The sequence below is a fragment of the Novosphingobium guangzhouense genome (assembly GCF_002896965.1).
GTDB lineage: Bacteria > Pseudomonadota > Alphaproteobacteria > Sphingomonadales > Sphingomonadaceae > Novosphingobium > Novosphingobium guangzhouense.
This window is the reverse complement of the sequence record NZ_LYMM01000095.1, coordinates 13,329-30,991: the sequence shown is the minus strand read 5'-3', so window position 1 is coordinate 30,991 and position 17,663 is coordinate 13,329. Positions and strand designations below refer to the sequence as shown.

Here is a 17,663-nt window from a genome sequence, read left to right as displayed (position 1 = left end):
CCCTTAACGCAGCTTGAGCGTGGCGAGGCCCAGCACGGCAAGGACGATCGAGATGATCCAGAAACGGATCACAACGGTCGATTCGCGCCAGCCCTTCTGCTCGAAGTGGTGATGGATCGGCGCCATGCGGAACACGCGGCGGCCGGTACGCTTGAACCAGAAGACCTGGATGATGACCGATGCCGCCTCCAGCACGAACAAGCCGCCGACGACTGCCAGTACGATCTCGTGGTGCGCGGCAACCGCGATGCACCCCAGCGCGCCGCCAAGGGCAAGGCTGCCGGTATCGCCCATGAACACGGCCGCGGGCGGCGCGTTGAACCACAGGAAGGCAAGGCCCGCGCCCATGATCCCGGCACAGAAGATCGCCAGTTCGCCCGCGCGCGGAACGTGCGGAATGCCCAGGTAGGTGGCATAGTCGACGCGGCCCGCAAGGTAGCAGATGATCGCGAACGTACCCGCAGCGATGATGACCGGCATTGTCGCCAGACCATCCAGCCCGTCAGTCAGGTTCACGGCGTTGCCCGCGCCCACGATCACCACGGCAGCGAACACATAGTAGAACGGGCCCAACGGGATGTAGCGACCGGACAGGAACGGCACATAGAGGTTCGTGTTCAGCTGGCTGACGATGATGTAAGACGCGATGCCCGCCACCACGAACTCAAGCAACAACCTAATCTTGCTGGACAAACCGGCGTGGTGACGCTTGGTTACCTTGTCGTAGTCGTCAAGGAAGCCGATCACCCCGAAGCCGATCGTCACCGCCACGCAAGCCCAGACGAACGGGTTCGTCACATCCATGAACAGGATCATCGAGCCGATCAGCGCGGTCAGGATCATCAGGCCGCCCATCGTCGGCGTGCCGCGCTTGGCCAGGTGGCTCTGCGGCCCGTCTTCACGGATCGGCTGCCCTTTGCCCTGGCGGACGCGCAGCATGTTGATGAACTTGGGACCGATCAGCAGGCCAAGGAACAGCGCCGTCATGAAGGCAGCGCCCGAACGGAACGTCTGGTAGCGGAAAAGGTTTGCCAGTCCCTCGTAGTGGAACCATTCTGCGATGAGATACAGCATCTTGCGGGCTTTCGCCCCTACCCTTCCGTCTTGCCGAGCGCCGTCACGAGTGCTGCCAGACCCACTGAATTCGAGCCTTTGACAAGGATGGCATCATCCCGCTCAAGACCGAATGCGCGCAAGGTTTCGACAGCTTCCCGCACAGTTGCGCAATGGGCGAATGCCACCGGTTTGCCAAGGCCGGAAGCCCCGGATTTCCCCAGTTCCCCGCCAAGTGCCTGCGCCAATGCGCTCATCTCGTCGCCCACCAGAATCGCGTAGTCCACACCCGCTTCGCGGATCGGTTCGGCAAGGCCGGCATGGTAGTCCGGGCCGTGGCTGCCAAGCTCCTTCATGGAACCCAGAACGGCCACCCGACGATTGGCGGGCGTCCGCCCCAACTGCGCCAGGGTTGCGCGCATGGAAGCGGGGTTGGCGTTGTAGCTTTCGTCGATCAGCAGCGCTTTGCCGCCATCAACGTCGATCTCCATCCGCGCACCGCGACCGGCGAGGCCACCCATCTCGGCAAGCGCTACCCCCGCAGCACCCAGATCGCCCTTAACGGCACTTACCGCGGCCATGACGGCCAGCGAGTTGACCGCCTGATGCTCTCCCGGCGCGGCTACGGTGTAGCACACGCGCCGATCGCCCATGTCAATGGTGACGAGCGACCCCCCGCCGATGGCAGGCACCGCATCGAGCAGCCGCACGTCCGCGTCCGCTGCCTTGCCGAACGAGATCACCTTCGCCCCCAGAGCCCGCGCTGCATCGCGCAGGCGCAAGAAGTGCGGGCTGTCGGCGGGGATGACAGCTGTGCCGCCCTCTTCCAGACCCTCGAAGATTTCAGCCTTGGCATCGGCGATGGCCTCTTCCGAACCGAGCATCTCGATGTGTGCGGGCGCGATCGTGGTGATCAGAGCGACGTTGGGCCGCACCTGCCGGGTGAGCGCGGCGATTTCGCCCGCGTGATTCATGCCCATCTCGAAAATGCCGTAGCGCGCACGACTGGGCATACGCGCCAGGCTGAGCGGGACACCGACGTGATTGTTGTAGCTCTTGACCGAACGGTGCGCATCCCCCCGGCTGGAGCGGTCCAGCGCAGCGAAGATCATCTCCTTCACGCCGGTCTTGCCGACCGATCCGGTGACGCCGATGATCGGGCCGCGCGCGCGCAGACGAGCCGCCGCGCCGAGACGCTCCAGCGCCTCCATCGTATTTTCGACAAGAATGTGCGGGCCATCGACCGGACGGTCCACCACGACCGCGGCGGCGCCCTTTGCAAACGCAGCCTCGACGAAGCGATGACCGTCCATCGCCTCGCCTTTCAGGGCAAAGAACAAGTCGCCGGGCTGGACGTCGCGGCTGTCGATCTCGACGCCGGAGACGGTGAAATCACCACTCGCCTCCCCCTTAACCGCGCGCGCGATCGCGTCGGAGTCCCACAGGACCTGCGGATTGTCCTCCAGCGGCGCGGCGGGCCAGTCGAGGATCCGGGTGATGGCGTTCATATCCTACCTTCCCAGTGAACCGGCCATTTCCCTGGCCACGGTGACATCGTCGAATGGCAATACGCGGACGGAGTCCCCGCTGCCGATGATCTGCCCCTGTTCGTGCCCCTTGCCGGCGATGAGGACGACGTCCCCCGCACCGGCCTCTGCGACCGCAAGGCCGATAGCCTCGCGCCGGTCGCCCACTTCCTGCGCACCCGGCTCCATCCCGGCGAGGATCATCGCCCGGATCGTAGCCGGGTCTTCCCCGCGCGGATTGTCGTCAGTGACGATGGCAAGGTCCGCCCCTGCGCTCGCCACTTTGCCCATTTGAGGGCGCTTGCCCTGATCCCGGTCGCCGCCCGCGCCGAACACGGCGATAAGCCTGCCCGTCACATGCGGGCGCAGCGCGGCAATGGCGGCTTCCAGCGCATCCGGCGTATGCGCGTAATCGACGTAGATCGGCGCACCCTTCGCATTCAGGCCGGCCCGTTCGATCCGCCCGCGCACGGTAACAAGACGCTTCATTGCGTCGAAAGTCGCATCAGCATCACCGCCGCTTGCGATCACCAGACCTGCGGCGACGAGTGAATTGGCAGCCTGATAGGCGCCGATCAGCGGCAGGTCGATCTTGCGGATCTTGCCCGCATATTCGATTTCCAGCGTCTGGCCGAGACTGGTGGGCGTGCGGTTGACGAGGCGGATCGCGTCGCCCTTCTCACCCACGGCAAACAGTGCCAGGCCGCGCGCCTTCGCGTGTTCGATCGCCTTGTCGGACCACACATCGTCCGCCCAGACAACTGCCGTGCCGCCGGGGGCCACGACTTCGTCGAACAGACGCATCTTGGCGGCGAAGTAATCTTCCATCGTCGCGTGATAATCAAGGTGGTCACGACTGAGATTGGTGAACGCCCCCGCGACAACGCGCGGCCCCTCGATGCGGAACTGCGACAGGCCGTGGCTCGACGCTTCGTAGGCGACATGGGTCACGCCTTCGCGTGCCAGCCCGGACAGGTTGGCAAGGAACGTCGCGATATCGGGCGTGGTCAGGCCCGTGGAAACCGTCTCATCCCCCGTCGTCACGCCCAGCGTACCGATCGATGCCGCGCGCTCGCCCGCCATGCGCCAGAGCTGCCGGGTCAGTTCCACGGTGGATGTCTTGCCGTTGGTTCCGGTCACCGCAACCAGCGTTTCGGGAACCGGCGCAAAGAACGGTGCGGCCAGCTGCGCGAAGAGGCGGCGCGGCTCTTCATCGGCGAAGTGGATCGCGCCTTCGACCTTTGCCTCGGGATGCGCGACGATGGCCACCGCCCCGGCCTTGACGGCGGCGGCGATGAAGTCCTCGCCGTTGGCCTTGCTGCCACGGAACGCACCGAAGACCGTGCCCGGCGCGACCTTGCGGCTGTCGATCGCAAAGCCGGTGACGTTTGCGTCACTCTCTGCCGCCGGAAGCCCGGCTGCTGAAGTGAGGGCCGAAAGCTTCATTCTCCGTCGCTCCCCTGCGGCACCAACGGCCGCAGATCGGTAGTATCGATATCGCGGGTTTCATCGGGCATGACGCCCAGCAGCGGGCCGATGCGCGGCACCACGCGCTGGATCACCGGCGCGGCGTTCCAGGCGGCAGTGCGCTGATACGACGTGGCTGCCGTACCCTGCGGCTCGTCCATCATGGCGATCACGACATAGCGCGGCTTATCCATCGGGAAAGCCGAGGCAAACGTCGCGATCAGCGAGTGATGACGATAGCCGCCAGCGCCCGGCTTTTCAGCCGAGCCCGTCTTGCCGCCGACGCGGAAGCCCGGGGCGTCCGCCTTGCGACCGGTGCCGTACTGCACGATCATGCGCAGCAACTGGCGCACCCGTGCGCTGGTGGCGGCGGTGAACACGCGACGCCCGGCAGGCACATCGGACGGCGCCAGCTTCTTGAGCGTCGCAGGGCGCCAGATGCCGCCGTTGACAAGCGCCGCATAGGCCGATGCCAGATGCAGCGGCGTCACCGCGATGCCATGGCCGTAAGCCACGGTCATCGTGCGCAGGCGTGGCCACTCACCGCGCGGCCAGATCGGGAAACCGCGCGCAGGCAGTTCCACATAAGGCCGCTGGTTCATGCCCAGCGCTTCCATCGTCTTCTTGAGCCGCGCACCGCCCAGTTCGTCCGCAATGCGCGCGGTGACAGTGTTGGACGAGTGGATCAGCGTTTCCGGCACGTTCAGCGTTGCGCCGTAGTTGTGCAGGTCGTGAATGGTGAAGCGGCCGACATGCAGCGGCGTGGCCGGCCACTGCTTGCCAAGGTCGGTCACCACGCCCGCGTCGAGCGCGGCTGCGACAGTGATCGGCTTGAACGTCGATCCCAGTTCGTAGACCTGGTTGGTCACGCGGTTGAAGCCGTGCGGCACATCGCCGTTGGCGGCTTCTTCCTTGGAGATCACCATATCGGTCGGCTTGACGTGATTGGGATCGAACGAGGGCAACGAGGCCAGCGCAAGGATTTCCCCGCTATCGACATCCAGCACCACGCCCGCAGCGCCCTTGGCCGCGCTCAACTGCATGGCGCGGGCCAGTTCGTCCTCAAGTGCGCTCTGCACCCGGAAGTCGATGGACAGCGTTGCGTGGCCGGTGCGGCCTTCATGGCTGATCAACTGGTCGTTGAAGGCTTCCTCCATGCCGACCTTGCCCTTGCCGTAGCTGTCGACATAGCCAAGCACGTGCGCCGCCATCGACCCTTGCGGGTAGAAGCGGGTGGCCTCCAGCGGGAATTCCAGCGCAGGCTCGCCCAGCGCGTGAACCTTGTTTGCGTCTTCCGGCAGCAATGACTTGCGCAGATAGGCGGGCTTGCCCGCCCGCAGCTTGGCCAGGATCTCGTCCCGATCAAGGTCAGGGAAGATGCGCAGCAGACCCGCCGTCACTTCTTCGGGGCTGTGGATCAGCGCCGAACCTTCGGTCATCGCCTTGGGGTTGTACCACAGCGAATAGACCCGGAAATCGCGAGCAAGCGGCACCCCATTGCGATCGACGATATCGCCCCGCGCGGGGATCAGCATGTCGGCAAGATCACCCTGGCGCGGGCTGACCCCGGTGAAGCCGAGGTAGACGATGCGGAACATCGCCAGCACCGTCACCAGCATGAAGACGCCCAGGATCCACAGCATGCGCGCCTTCGCCACCAGCAGCGAGCGCTGGCGCACGTTCACCAGACGGCGACGACCGACCGAAACGGTGGTGGGGATCGTCCCAAGGGGAAACGCCGGGGCGTTCACTGCTGGGCAGCCTCCGCCACTTCGATGCGGGCCAGCCGCTTGCCCAGCGCGGCAGCGTCACGCGCGATCGCCTCACGCTCGGGATCGCGGGCTTCACCCCTGTTCTTGGGCGCCTCTGCCATGGCAGCCGCCGTCGCCCCCGCGACCGGCGACACCATTGCAAGCAGGGAGCCGCCTTCGCCTTTGGCCCCATCGCTCGAAGCGTCGGCGGGCATTTCGGCGTTGGCGTAGCGGATCGGTGACGGCGCACCCGGCCCGGCCGGAACGCCCAGCGCTGCCAGTTGGCGTTCGCCCTCGATATACTGGCCTGCGGTCGGCGCCTTATAGCCGAACTCAAGGTCGTTGAGGTCGCGCAGCGCCTGCTGGTTGGACCGGGTCTGGAACTCGGTCTCAAGGAAGTCGATGTCGCGCTTGACCCACACGATCCTCTTCTCGGTATCGTGGACCTGGCTCTTCACCGCGTTCACGCGCAGCGTCAGGCCGACGGTCATCGCGCCGCAGACCACCAGGACGGAGGCCCAGCCGATCGATCGGATGCGATCACTGGTGAGGTTCATGCGACTTTCCTTCGGCCGGGGGCGCCATAAGGCTCGGGTGAATTGGGATTTCTGGGGGACGCATCCGTGCGCACGGCACTGCGAAGCGTTGCGGAGCGCGAACGCGGGTTCACTTCCAGTTCGGCCTCGCCGGGACGCACGCCCTTCGACACTTTCTCGAAAGGGGCAGGCGCATTGGCGGCCTGCGGCAAGTAACGCGAGGTGGACTGACCGGCACTGCTGGCATCGCGCAGGAAGCGCTTCACCTTGCGATCCTCAAGGCTGTGGAACGTCACCACCGCCAGCCGCCCGCCTTCGCGCAGCAGCGCCTCGGAGGCCTCCAGCGCGGCGTCCAGTTCGTCCAGTTCGCCATTCACGTGGATGCGGATCGCCTGGAAGGTACGGATCGCCGGATCCTTGGGCGCATTGCTGCCCTTGTAGGCGGGATTGTAGCCCAGCGCCTTGCGTACCACGCGGGCAAGGTCGCCCGTGGTCGCCAGCGGCCGCGCAGCCACGATCGCACGCGCCAGACGGCGCGACTGACGCTCTTCTCCATAAAGATAGAGCACGTCAGCGATCTGGGCTTCGTCCGCTTCGTTGACGAAGTCGGCTGCGGAGAGCCCGTCCTGGCTCATGCGCATGTCCAGCGGACCGTCAGCGCCGAACGCGAACCCGCGCTCAGCCTGATCGAGCTGCATGGAAGACACACCGATGTCCATCACGACGCCGTCAACCTTGTCGATCCCCGCATCTCCAAGGCCTTCGACCATTTCGGAGAAGCGGCGTGCGTGCAACACGAGGCGCGGCGGATTACTGGCGAGTTCGGGCCATTTCCCCGGATTGTTTTGCACAGCTGCGATGGCATCGGGATCGCGATCGAACGCGTGCACCGTCGCGCCCGCATCAAGCAACCGGCGGGTATAACCACCGGCACCCAGCGTCGCATCGATGATGAGGTCGCCGCCCCGGGGGTTCAGGGCGGCGACCACCTCCTCAATGAGCACGGGGATATGGGGCTGGTCAGGCGTACTCACGACTTCTTGGCCTTTGCGATTTCTGCTTCCTGCAGCGAACGGCAGGTGGCGATAGCGGCCTCGAACGCGGGGTCGTCGGCGTGCTTGTACAGCTCGTCCGGGTTCCAGATCAGGATGCCGGTCCGGCCGATGCCCTGGAAGAACAGCTGCTCGCCCACCGCAGCAAGGCCGGCAAGCGCCTCGGGCATGGTGAAGCGGCCGCTGCCGTCGAAGGGCACCTGCTGAAAGTTGTAGAGCTGCATCGCGCGGCTATCGCGATTGAACGGCTTTCCGGCGGCATCTGCGCGCGCCTGCTCGGCATCAAGCTGGGTTTCGAAGTCCTCGACGCGGGAAAGGCCGAAACCGACGAGGCATTTCCAGTCGGCGTGCTTGGCAAGGCACAGCACGTCCTTGCCGCTCGAATCCCGAACGGGAGAGCGCAGCTCCTTGGGCAGCACGAAGCGGTTCTTGTCGCGCAGAAGCGAGAAGCCCGGTCCGCTGTAGATGTATGGCTGCCCCGCCATGGCTGTCCGAAATATCGCCCCAAAAGTTGCCGTCCCGGAAACACGAAGACCCCCGCGCCCGGCGCCACACATGTGCCGGGATCCGCACCCGCAATGAGCACGGCAGGACTCAGCCTTTCCGATTGGCAGTGGTTCTATATCGGGAATGTCGGGGATTAAAGGGAAATATGGGGATGCATGGGCATTTATGCGCCGAAATGCGGGATTTGCGGTGAACCGCGCCGAGCGCCCACAGCCGTGAAGCTGCGAAAATCCCTGTAATATCGTTATGAATCAGCGATATTATCGGCATCCGGAGATAATCCCGCGCCATCCCCGGCTTCCACCCGGATTTCCCCGGACCATGTGTCCTGCAGCTACTTGGGCAACTGACCGAGCAGATCCCCGAGAATCGCGCGCCGCGCGCCAATATCGGCAGTATTCTGAGGATTTTCGAGCAATGCAGCATCCGCAACGGCCAGAATCAGCCCTTTGCCCGAACGGCATCGCGCCAATAGCCCCGAAGCCTCGATTCGGCACTGCGCCACTACATCCCCGGCTTTCCCCGAAGCGTCCCCGGAATTCCCCAAAGAAGCGAAATGACCCGGCAGGTTCACCGGGATGCCGTCTTCCAGCCGCTCGCCAGCCCCTTGCGCATCATCGAATTGCAGTTCCAGCCCCCACCGCCCGAGAATGGGCGAAAGCATCACAATGTCCTGCGGCCTGCGCGGATCGCCGGGGGAAAAGAGGCTATGGCTCGTCAGCATCGGGTCCGCGAACAGCAGCACCCTGCCGCCGGCACGCACCCAGGCATCAAGCGCGACGTTTTCCTGCGCCGTCAGCGGCCGCGGCTGGGCGAGCACCAGCATGGCACGCTTCGGAAGGGGAAGCGCGCCATGCGCATCCGCCAGAGTATCGAGCGGGACGACACGCCCCCTTTGCTGCAGCGCATCCATCGCCCAGTGCGGCGCGCCCTCATCAGCCAGGAGGCCCCGAATATCGGCGGCCTCCTTCCAGGCGATCGGCAGGCTGGAATAGAGGCCGATGACCTCACCTTCCGGTGGCGCGCCTGCACTTCCCTGCCCGCACGCGGCGAGCAGCAGGCTCAGCAGTAAGGCAAGATCAGGGCGCCGTTTGCGCCGAAGGGTCACCGGTCATCTCCGTGCCCGGCACAGGCGATGCGGACGCGCTGGGCGTCGGAGTGGGACTGGGATCGGCAGCAGGCACCACGCCGATGTCGGCCAGCGGATCGCTTGCCGTTTTCGTCGGCTTGGCGTCCACGGCGACCACCTCCTGGATCGGATCGACCGAATCGTTCAGCCGGATACGGTCACGGATCACGTTGGCGAGGCCAACGATCAGCAGCATCGCGCAAAGGCCGAACAAGCCGATCTGCAAGCGGTACACCGCCTGCGAACGCAGTTCGCGCGCCGAGGGCGGCACGAAATGCTGGGCGGTCTTCAATGGTTCGAGAATGGAGTGCGACTCAATCATATAGGCGGACGATTTCCTGCCGTGTGTGACAGGTTTACATCACCTTTCAAGCCAAGGGAAGACCGGCAGGTTCTTCGCCGCCAGCCATTCCGCATTGTAGAGCGAGGACAAGTAGCGGAACCCGGTGTCGCACAGGATCGTGGCGACGCGCGGATCTTCGCGCCCTTCCTCCACCAGCTTGCGACCAAGCGCCACTGCGCCCGCCACGTTGATGCCCGATGACAGCCCCAGGCACAGCCCTTCCTCGCTCAGCAGACGGCGCACCCATTCGAGGCCGTCTTCGTCGGAAATGCGGAACTGCGTGTCGATCGGCGCGCCTTCGAGGTTCGCGGTGATGCGACCTTGCCCGATGCCTTCGGCCACCGAACTGCCCTCTGCCTTCAGTTCGCCGTTGGCGTAGTAGTTGTAGAGCGCCGCGCCGTGCGGGTCGGTCAGGGCGACGACGATGTTTTCGTCGAAAGCCTTGAGGCCCATGCCGGTGCCCGCGATCGTGCCACCGGTGCCCGCAGCGCAAGTAAAGCCGTCAACGCGCCCGCCCATCTGCTCCCAGATTTCCGGGGCGGTCGATTCGATGTGCGCCTTGCGGTTGGCGATATTGTCGAACTGGTTGGCCCAGATCGCACCTTCGGTTTCCTCCGCCAGACGGCGCGAGGTGTGGACGAAGTGGCCCGGGTTTGAGAACGGCGCGGCCGGAACCAGCACCAGTTCGGCCCCAAGCGCGCGCAAGGTGTCCATCTTTTCGCGCGATTGCGTTTCGGGCATGACGATCACGGTCTTGTAGCCCAGAGCATTGGCAACCAGCGCAAGACCGATGCCGGTATTGCCCGCCGTGCCTTCCACGATCGTGCCGCCGGGCTGCAGAAGGCCCTTTTCCTCGGCGTCGCGCACGATCCACAGCGCCGCGCGGTCCTTCACCGAGGCGCCGGGGTTGGCGAATTCGCACTTGCCCCAGATCTCGCACCCGGCAGCCTCGCTAGGCCCTTCGAGAAGCACGAGCGGAGTATTGCCGATCAGATCGAGCGTGGAGGCACGGGGCTGCGGGGCGTTGGCCAATGTCGCGGTCATGGCGCGACAGTTAGGAAGCCCAGGCCGATGGCGCAAATGATTTGCGCCATCGGCTGTGCAAATCAATCTTCAGGCGCGATCGTGACCTTGAGCCCTTCGAGGTCCGCAGTCACCGGAACCTGGCACGACAGGCGCGAGGTTTCGTTGCGGTGATCCGAACTGTCGAGCAGGTCGTTCTCGTCTTCGCTCATCGCGGGCAGCTTGTCTGCGTAGGCGGGGTCGATGAAGACATGGCAGGTGGCACACGAACAGCAACCGCCGCACAGCGCCAGCAATTCGTCGAAGCCGTCGTCGCGGATCACTTCCATCAGGGTGCGGCCTTCGGGCGCATCCACGGTCTTTTCTTCACCAGCATGATTGACGACGATGATCTGCGGCATGGCTCTCGATTCCCCTTGTGATACACCCTGTATCGTAATTGTCGTTGTATGCGCACTTGCCGCAGGCTGCTAAAGGCTGCAACCCTCTTTTGCAAGGTAACGTAAATCATGGGTTTGACGGCAGACGAACTACGCTTTGGCCTGGACGCGATCGCCCGGAAAGAGCCGGCCATCGCCCGTGCGATAGAACGCGCAGGCTATCCCGAACCGCGCATCCGCGCCACCGGCTATGCCACCTTGCTGCGCACGATCGTGGGCCAGCAGGTGAGCGTGGCGGCGGCGGCATCGGTGTGGAACCGGCTGGAGACGCTGCTGGGCGAAACCATGGCCCCCGAGGCCCTGCTGGCCGCCGAGTTCGACGCGCTGCGCGGCTGCGGGCTTTCGCGCCAGAAGCAGGGCTACGCGCGATCCCTGTGCGAGCTGGTGGTGGCGGGCAGCCTCGACCTTGACGCCCTGCCCGCCGACGACGAGGAGGCTATCGCGCAGCTGGTGCGGATCAAGGGTATCGGCCGCTGGTCGGCCGAGATCTACCTGCTGTTCGCAGAGGGCCGCCCCGATATCTGGCCGGCGGGCGACCTTGCCGTGCAGGTCGGCCTTGGCAAGCTGCTGGGCCTGGAGGAACGGCCGAGCGAAAAGCGCACCCGCGAACTGGCCGAAGACTGGCGCCCCCACCGCGGCGCGGCGGCCATCTTCACCTGGCACTGCTACAACAACCCGGCGCTCTGACCCGCCCCGCAAGGTGACAGGTTTACACCGTTTACACGGCCCAGAGGGAAAACGTGTCACCTTGCGCCCCTCGGGGCCGGAAACGGCGCAAATGCGTGTCACCTTGCGGTTTGCAGGTGTCACCTTGCAGGCGCGATGTGTCACCTTGGCGCCGGAATGTGTCACCTTGCACAACCGCCCCGGAACGGCAGGCGAGACAGCAGGGATTGCGGTGGCGAGCATTTCCGGAACGTAACGCGACGAAGCGGCTGTAGGAAAGCGGGCTTTGGATGGGTGCCCGGAAGGCGGTGTGCGGGGGATCGATTTGGGCCGGTAGGCGACTGTCGGGTTACTGATCTCGATGAGATATACATGCCAACATTTGAACCACGCCGATGTAACTGCTGACCTAGTTCCCCACCCCGCCATAGGTGAAGGTTCGATCAAATGGCATCGGACTTAATGCCGTAGTTACAGAAAGATAGGGCGTAGTAGTCTGCTTATCTCTAAGCCGGGGCAGGACGGGCAAAGGACGGCGCGACAATTACGCAGTTTCAATCTGGTAATCAGCGGAGAAATACCCATCTTTAGGTGTAGTTAGCCTAGCAGGGGAGGTCGCATTGGCATCGCGGCGTAATCAACGTGTTTCGACTATATTCAAGCTAAAGCGTTCACAGGCCACATTGGACTTCGTAGACGTAGATGTAGAGCGAGACACTCGCGTATTTGTCAGTCCGCGCGCGCTAACGTTGATGCAAACTGATTGGGGCGATGGCTGCGTTTCCCTCATTCAGAACTTTTTCCAAACTGTGTTGCAGCACATCAAGAATGGGCAAAACGCAAAGGCCGAAGCGCTATTGCAAGAATTGCGCGAGCCTAATGAAACCCATCTCGGTATGTCGCAGGGGCAATCGCGAGGCCGGGCGCTAGGCAGCGAGTCTGCACATGATGTCTGGACCGCGCTAAGTCAGAGTGCTGCGGCGAAATCCGGCCTTATCCAAGACCTTGAAGATACCGTGCTGCTGATCCACGGCGTATCGGTCGATATTGTATCGGACATTACCACGAATATCATTCGGGGGCCGCTGATTGAATACACCCAAGAGCAGGCAAGGCAGCTTGGCATTCCGCTGACGAAGGGCGTCCCGTCAGGCCCGATGTGGCATCCCGGTCGTGGCGAATGGATCACGGACTTTGTCGAACTCCCGATGGCTAAAACTGGTAAGTTATTGCTTGTGCCAAAGTCTGTAGTCAGGCGCACGTCTCTCTATGACATGCAGTATTTTTATCGGCACTACATGTTGGAGGAAATGCAGCGCGAAGAACTAAAGGCGGGTTCGGCGCTGGTTACAATGCTTAAGAAGGGTCCGAAGGTTCATAAATCGGACCTGATTGAAAAATATGGTAACGATAAAAAAGCTGTTATTGAGCAGACTCTAAAACGACCAGAGGTTTTAGATCAGTATAAGAAGGACATGGGGAAAAAGCCTTTCTTGCCTCTTAGTCATGAAGACTTAGGGAATGTTGAAGGCGATAAGCCTATTGATTGGGATTCCCTGCTCGGGGCGGTAACATCTCTGGGCACCGGTGCTGAAAATGCAGAGGCGTATGAGAAAGCCATCGAAGCTTTGCTGACGGCATTGTTCTATCCAGACCTGTCACACCCGATCTATCAGCATGAAATTCATGACGGACGAAAACGGATCGACATAAAATACACCAACATGGGCGGTGCAGGTTTCTTCGAATGGGTCGCAAAGCACTATATGGCCCCCCAAGTTTTCGTTGAATGCAAAAACTACGGCAACGAAGTGGCTAACCCTGAACTCGATCAACTTTCAGGCCGATTCGGGCGCAGTCGCGGAAACGTGGGCATTCTCGTCTGCCGTCGTTTCAGGAACAAAGCCAAATTTGAGCAGCGTTGCCGAGACACGGCATTAGATGATCGAGGCTACGTCATCGCGCTTGATGACGAAGATTTGAAGGCTTTGGTGGAGTCGCGGAAAAGCGACAAGGAATCGGTTTATCGCGAATTTGCCTTACTGCGGCAGCGCTTTGACGCGATTATCTCATGAGGAAAAAGGGGGAAGGGCGCCGTTAGGGCGTCCTTTGCCGGTCCTTTCTTGGGAGCCGGTCTTTCCCGCCTGAAGGTCGAACCACTTTTCTAACTGACTGAAATAAATCTAGAAAAGTGATGGGCGCGGCGGGGATTGAACCTGCTACGCCACCCGTGTGAAGGGTGCGATCAGAATGGCAGCTTTCAGGAATTCAAATCCAGCACGTGAGCGCCCGCAAAGGGCGCCAACCCGCCCCTCAAACCACCCCCTCGATGAACCGCGCCATGGCGGCGTCGCGTTCGCTCAGGCCTTTGGCGTCGTGGGTGGTGAGGGTCAGGCGCACGGTGTTGTAGACGTTGAACCATTCGGGGTGATGGTCGGCCTTGTCGGCATAGAGCGCCACGCGGGTCATGAAGCCGAAGGCGGCGTTGAAATCGGCGAATTTCAGTTCCGTCTCGATGGCAAGGCCGTCTGCGCGCAGGGTCCAGCGGGGCAGTTCGGCCAGCAGCGCGTCGCGCGCGGCGTCGGTAAGGCGGGCGGGTCGGTTGTTCTGGGCCGTTTGCTCGGTCATGTCGCTCTCCTTGGCAGTAGCCAGCGTTTCCCCTAAGGCTCCGCCCCATGCAAGGGGCATCAGGCACTTACAGCGTCACCGCAACCGACCTCGCGTGCCGCAGGGGCGACAGGGTGCTGTTCGCCGGGCTCTCCTTCACGCTGCACGGCACAGAAGCGCTGCAGGTGGCAGGCACCAACGGCATCGGCAAATCCAGCCTGCTGCGCATCGTCGCCGGGCTAGCCCCCGCGTTCGAAGGGGGCTGCACCGTACAAGGGACCATCGGCCTGCTGGACGAGAAACCCGCGCTGGACCCGGCATTGCCGCTGGGCCGGGCGCTGGCCTTCTGGCAGGCGCTGGACTGCCCGGCGCTGGAGGGTGGAGCCGCCGATACCGCCGCGCAGCTTGAACGGCTGGGCCTTTCCGGGCTGCTCGACGTGCCGGTGCGTTACTTGTCAACCGGCCAGAAGAAGCGCGCCGCCTTTGCGCGCCTGCTGAGCCAGAAAGCCGCGATCTGGCTGCTGGACGAGCCGCTCAACGGGCTCGACGGGCAGGCGGTGGAACTGGCCGAGACGCTGACCGCAGAACACTGCGCGGCAGGCGGCATCGCTCTGGTCGCATCGCATCAGGCGTTTCGCATGCCGAACCTGCGCACGCTCGAACTTTCACGGTACGCCGCATGAGCCGGTTGATGACCCTGCTGCGCCGCGATCTGGCCCGCCTGCTGCTGGGTGGCCGGGGCGGCGGCGCTTTGCTGCCGGTGCTGTTCTTCCTGTCGGTGGCGATGCTCTATCCCTTCGCGGTCGGCCCCGATGCGCCGCTACTGGCCAAAACCGGCGGCGGGGTGATCTGGGTGGCCGCGCTGCTGGCCGCGATCCTGCCGCTCGACCGTCTGGTGGAGCCCGATATCGAACAGGGCCTGTTCGACCAGTGGGCCTTGCGCGGCATATCCGAAGAACTGGTGATCGCGGTGCGGGTGCTGGCCCACTGGATCAGCTTCGGGCCGCCGCTGATGCTGGCCGCCCTGCCCGCCGCCGCTCTGCTGGGGCTGGACGGGCAGACCGTGCGGGTGGTGGAAATCGGCCTGCTGGCGGGCACTCCGGGCCTTGCCGCGCTGGGGGTGACGGTGGCGGCGCTGACGTCGGGCCTGCGCGGCGGCGCGGCGCTGGCGGGACTTCTGGTGATCCCGATGGCGGTGCCCGTGCTCATCTTCGGCGCCGGAAGCCTTGGCACCGGCGGGGAAAGCGGACTGGCGCTTACCGCCGCCGCCAGCCTCGTACTGATCGCCATCGCGCCCTTCGCGGGCGGCGCAGCGGTGCGCGCTTCGCGGGGATAAGTCTGCGCGCGCGGGCGCGTGCTTCCAACATCGCTGCGGCGTTTGGCGCTCTTCCCGCCGCCGCGCATAGTGCGCCCCGCAAACCGGCAACGACCGGACGGGGGAGAGCGCCATGGAACCAGCCGCAGACCTGATGGCCGTCGCACAGGCCGCGACCGGCCTTGCCGATTTCGGGGACGACGGCTTTCGCGAAGGACTGGAACGGCTGGTGCTGGCGCTGGGCACGGAGGCCCGGCTCAATGCCACGGGCGAACATGCCCTGCGCGACCGTATCGTGCTGCACTTGCGCCAGCGCCTGATGGTGGAAGACTGGTATCGCCGCCACCCGGAAATCGGGGACGAGGAAATCCGCGCCCCGCTGTTCGGGGTCAGCCTGCCGCGCACCGGCTCTTCGGCGCTGTCCTACCTGCTCTCCAGCGATCCGGACGTGCGGTATCTGCGGGTATGGGAAAGCTCCCAGCCCTGTCCGCCGCCCTCCACGGTGAAGGGGCCCGACCCGCGGCGCGGCGCCTCTGCCAGCGCGGCGGACGAGCGGCTCAAGGGTGGCAGTCGCACGCCCAGCGGGATCGACGGGGCGATGGAGTGCCAGGATCTCATGGCGCTCGATTTCCGCAGCCAGATCTTCCAGGCCTTCGCGCAAGTGCCCAGCTATTCGCAGTGGCTGCTGGAGGCGGACCTTCACGGCACCTACCAGTACCACAAGCGCGTATTGCGGCTGCTGCAATGGGGTGAGCGCGCCCGGCCGTGGCGGCTCAAGGCGCCCACGCACATGCTTTACCTCAACGCGCTGGACGCCGCCTATCCCGATGCCCGCTTCGTGATGACGCACCGCGATCCGACCGAGGTGATGCTGTCCGTCGCCACCGTCTATGCGGATATCATCGGCAAGTTCTCGGACCACGTCGACCATGCCTATATCGGCGAACTGAACGTGCAGTGCTGGTCCGAAGCGATGACGCGGGCGATCGCCTTTCGCAAGGCCGGCAACGACCACCGCTTCTTCGACATCGACTTTCGCGCGATGCAGGCCGACCCGCTGGGTCAGGTGCGCCGCCTCTACGGCTGGCTGGGAGAAGACGTGTCGCCAGCCTTCGAACAGGCGATGGCGCAGTGGTGGGAAGGCAACGCCGCCACCGAACGCATGGCCAAGCCCGACCCCGCCCGCTTCGCTCTCGAACCTGCGGCGGTGCGTGCACGCTTTGCCGAATACCTGAACCACATGGGCCGCCCCCCGATTGAGGGCGCCGCCTGAAAAGAGGAACCGGAATGCCCGAACCGATCACCGCAAGGAACGACTTCGATGCCGACGCGCGCATGGCACAGACCGTGGCGGGCGGCCCGCGCTATGCGCCGCTTGCGCTGGAGGACGTCAGCCCCGAAGGCATGGAGCAGGTCCGGGTCATCCGCGCCGCCTTCTCCATCCCCGAAAGCCGCCCCTTCCCCGATGTCAGCCTGATCACGCTGCGCCATCCGGGCATGTTCAAGGGGCAGATGGTGCTGGGCATCGAACTGGCGAAAGGCGTGATCCCCCCGCGTGAGCGCGAACTGGCGATCCTGCGGCTGGCGCTGCTGGCCCGCGCGCCGTTCGAATGGAGCGAGCATGTGGATATCGGCAAGGCCTTCGGCATCACGCCCGAAGAGATCGAGCGGGTGTTCGATGGGTCATCCGCCGCCGGCTGGACCGCGCACGAAGCCGCGATCCTGCGCGGGGTGGAAGAACTGCTGGCCGACCACTGCATGAGCGATGAAACCTGGAACACGCTGGCGCAAAGCTGGGATGAGAAGCAGATGCTGGAATTTCCGCTGCTTGTCGGCTCCTACCTGATGACCGCGCTGCAGCAGAATTCGCTCAAGATCCAGCCCAAGGGCGGCTTCGACTATCGCTGACAGGAACGGGCCGATTCGCAGCGAGCGATTCGGCCCGATTCGTCGCGCACGATCCGGCTCTCGATTCGCGGCGCGTGCCGTCGCCTGTGCTGTGGGCTGTCCTGTGGATAAGCGCGGCACAAGCTGCGCATGACAGGTGGAATGTTTCGGCCATTGACGCGCCGGACCATTCCGACCTGCGGCCCTGCATTCTGCCGCAGAGCGCCGGAAAATCCCGGATTTTCCCGCCATCTATCTGCGATACAAGGAAATATTCCAGATCCGTGACCGCGGGAAAAGACGGCCGGGGCGGGCAAGGCAAGGAGCCGCCCCGGCCAAGGTCACAGGATGGGAGAAACGC

18 protein-coding genes are annotated in these 17,663 nt (G+C 64.1%); 6 read left to right on the top strand and 12 right to left on the bottom strand.

The genetic code is table 11. The features are described from left to right. Positions 1 to 3: 3 nt before the first annotated feature. The 11 genes from mraY to A8V01_RS25955 all read right to left on the bottom strand — a co-directional run bounded on the left by mraY (position 4) and on the right by A8V01_RS25955 (position 10,788). Positions 4 to 1,074 carry a phospho-N-acetylmuramoyl-pentapeptide-transferase gene (mraY, locus tag A8V01_RS26005; protein WP_103099141.1) on the bottom strand — a complete coding sequence of 357 codons (1,071 nt, stop codon included), beginning with the start codon at positions 1,072 to 1,074 and terminating at the stop codon, positions 4 to 6. A gap of 17 nt (positions 1,075 to 1,091) precedes the next feature. Beyond that, positions 1,092 to 2,561 carry a UDP-N-acetylmuramoyl-tripeptide--D-alanyl-D-alanine ligase gene (locus A8V01_RS26000; RefSeq protein ID WP_103099140.1) on the bottom strand — a complete coding sequence of 490 codons (1,470 nt, stop codon included), beginning with the start codon at positions 2,559 to 2,561 and terminating at the stop codon, positions 1,092 to 1,094. A gap of 3 nt (positions 2,562 to 2,564) precedes the next feature. Beyond that, positions 2,565 to 4,025: a UDP-N-acetylmuramoyl-L-alanyl-D-glutamate--2,6-diaminopimelate ligase gene (locus A8V01_RS25995; protein WP_103099139.1), complete on the bottom strand. Its 1,461-nt coding sequence runs from the start codon at positions 4,023 to 4,025 to the stop codon at positions 2,565 to 2,567. Further along, a complete protein-coding gene (locus A8V01_RS25990; RefSeq protein WP_103099138.1) occupies positions 4,022 to 5,797 on the bottom strand; it encodes a peptidoglycan D,D-transpeptidase FtsI family protein in 1,776 nt (591 codons plus the stop codon). The genes A8V01_RS25995 and A8V01_RS25990 overlap by 4 nt, the downstream gene beginning before the upstream one ends. Continuing rightward, positions 5,794 to 6,354, bottom strand: a complete 561-nt coding sequence (locus tag A8V01_RS25985) for a hypothetical protein (RefSeq protein WP_103099137.1) — start codon at positions 6,352 to 6,354, stop codon at positions 5,794 to 5,796. The genes A8V01_RS25990 and A8V01_RS25985 overlap by 4 nt, the downstream gene beginning before the upstream one ends. Then, the gene (gene rsmH / locus A8V01_RS25980; RefSeq protein ID WP_103099136.1) at positions 6,351 to 7,367 is read right to left on the bottom strand and encodes a 16S rRNA (cytosine(1402)-N(4))-methyltransferase RsmH; all 1,017 of its coding nucleotides are present in this window, start codon (positions 7,365 to 7,367) and stop codon (positions 6,351 to 6,353) included. Before rsmH ends, A8V01_RS25985 begins: the two co-directional genes overlap by 4 nt. Continuing rightward, a complete protein-coding gene (locus A8V01_RS25975) occupies positions 7,364 to 7,870 on the bottom strand; it encodes a division/cell wall cluster transcriptional repressor MraZ (RefSeq protein WP_103099135.1) in 507 nt (168 codons plus the stop codon). The genes rsmH and A8V01_RS25975 overlap by 4 nt, the downstream gene beginning before the upstream one ends. 356 nt (positions 7,871 to 8,226) lie before the next feature. Next, positions 8,227 to 9,000: a DUF4350 domain-containing protein gene (locus A8V01_RS25970; protein WP_103099134.1), complete on the bottom strand. Its 774-nt coding sequence runs from the start codon at positions 8,998 to 9,000 to the stop codon at positions 8,227 to 8,229. Beyond that, complete coding sequence (locus A8V01_RS25965; RefSeq protein ID WP_103099133.1) at positions 8,972 to 9,343, bottom strand: hypothetical protein; 372 nt, start codon at positions 9,341 to 9,343, stop codon at positions 8,972 to 8,974. Before A8V01_RS25965 ends, A8V01_RS25970 begins: the two co-directional genes overlap by 29 nt. A 39-nt stretch (positions 9,344 to 9,382) precedes the next feature. Continuing rightward, the gene (locus A8V01_RS25960; protein ID WP_103099132.1) at positions 9,383 to 10,408 is read right to left on the bottom strand and encodes a cysteine synthase A; all 1,026 of its coding nucleotides are present in this window, start codon (positions 10,406 to 10,408) and stop codon (positions 9,383 to 9,385) included. Between the two features lie 62 nt (positions 10,409 to 10,470). Then, on the bottom strand, positions 10,471 to 10,788 hold the full coding sequence (locus A8V01_RS25955) for a 2Fe-2S iron-sulfur cluster-binding protein (protein WP_103099131.1): 318 nt from the start codon (positions 10,786 to 10,788) through the stop codon (positions 10,471 to 10,473). Positions 10,789 to 10,896: 108 nt separating this feature from the next. Here A8V01_RS25955 and A8V01_RS25950 point away from each other — a divergent pair, with 108 nt between their 5' ends. Both A8V01_RS25950 and A8V01_RS25945 read left to right on the top strand, forming a co-directional pair. Further along, a complete protein-coding gene (locus A8V01_RS25950; RefSeq protein ID WP_103099130.1) occupies positions 10,897 to 11,514 on the top strand; it encodes a DNA-3-methyladenine glycosylase family protein in 618 nt (205 codons plus the stop codon). 728 nt (positions 11,515 to 12,242) lie between these two features. Next, complete coding sequence (locus A8V01_RS25945) at positions 12,243 to 13,568, top strand: hypothetical protein (protein WP_211295208.1); 1,326 nt, start codon at positions 12,243 to 12,245, stop codon at positions 13,566 to 13,568. A gap of 238 nt (positions 13,569 to 13,806) precedes the next feature. Here A8V01_RS25945 and A8V01_RS25940 read toward each other — a convergent pair whose 3' ends face one another. After that, on the bottom strand, positions 13,807 to 14,121 hold the full coding sequence (locus A8V01_RS25940) for a 4a-hydroxytetrahydrobiopterin dehydratase (RefSeq protein WP_103099128.1): 315 nt from the start codon (positions 14,119 to 14,121) through the stop codon (positions 13,807 to 13,809). Between the two features lie 47 nt (positions 14,122 to 14,168). Here A8V01_RS25940 and ccmA point away from each other — a divergent pair, with 47 nt between their 5' ends. The 4 genes from ccmA to A8V01_RS25920 all read left to right on the top strand — a co-directional run bounded on the left by ccmA (position 14,169) and on the right by A8V01_RS25920 (position 17,323). Then, the gene (gene ccmA, locus A8V01_RS25935) at positions 14,169 to 14,783 is read left to right on the top strand and encodes a heme ABC exporter ATP-binding protein CcmA (RefSeq protein WP_103099127.1); all 615 of its coding nucleotides are present in this window, start codon (positions 14,169 to 14,171) and stop codon (positions 14,781 to 14,783) included. Positions 14,784 to 14,791: 8 nt separating this feature from the next. Beyond that, complete coding sequence (locus A8V01_RS25930) at positions 14,792 to 15,436, top strand: heme exporter protein CcmB (RefSeq protein WP_245892839.1); 645 nt, start codon at positions 14,792 to 14,794, stop codon at positions 15,434 to 15,436. A 112-nt stretch (positions 15,437 to 15,548) separates the two neighbouring features. Continuing rightward, on the top strand, positions 15,549 to 16,688 hold the full coding sequence (locus A8V01_RS25925) for a sulfotransferase family protein (RefSeq protein ID WP_103099125.1): 1,140 nt from the start codon (positions 15,549 to 15,551) through the stop codon (positions 16,686 to 16,688). Between the two features lie 14 nt (positions 16,689 to 16,702). After that, positions 16,703 to 17,323 (top strand): carboxymuconolactone decarboxylase family protein, encoded by a 621-nt coding sequence (locus tag A8V01_RS25920; protein ID WP_103099124.1) that lies wholly within the window; start codon positions 16,703 to 16,705, stop codon positions 17,321 to 17,323. Positions 17,324 to 17,663 lie beyond the last annotated feature (340 nt).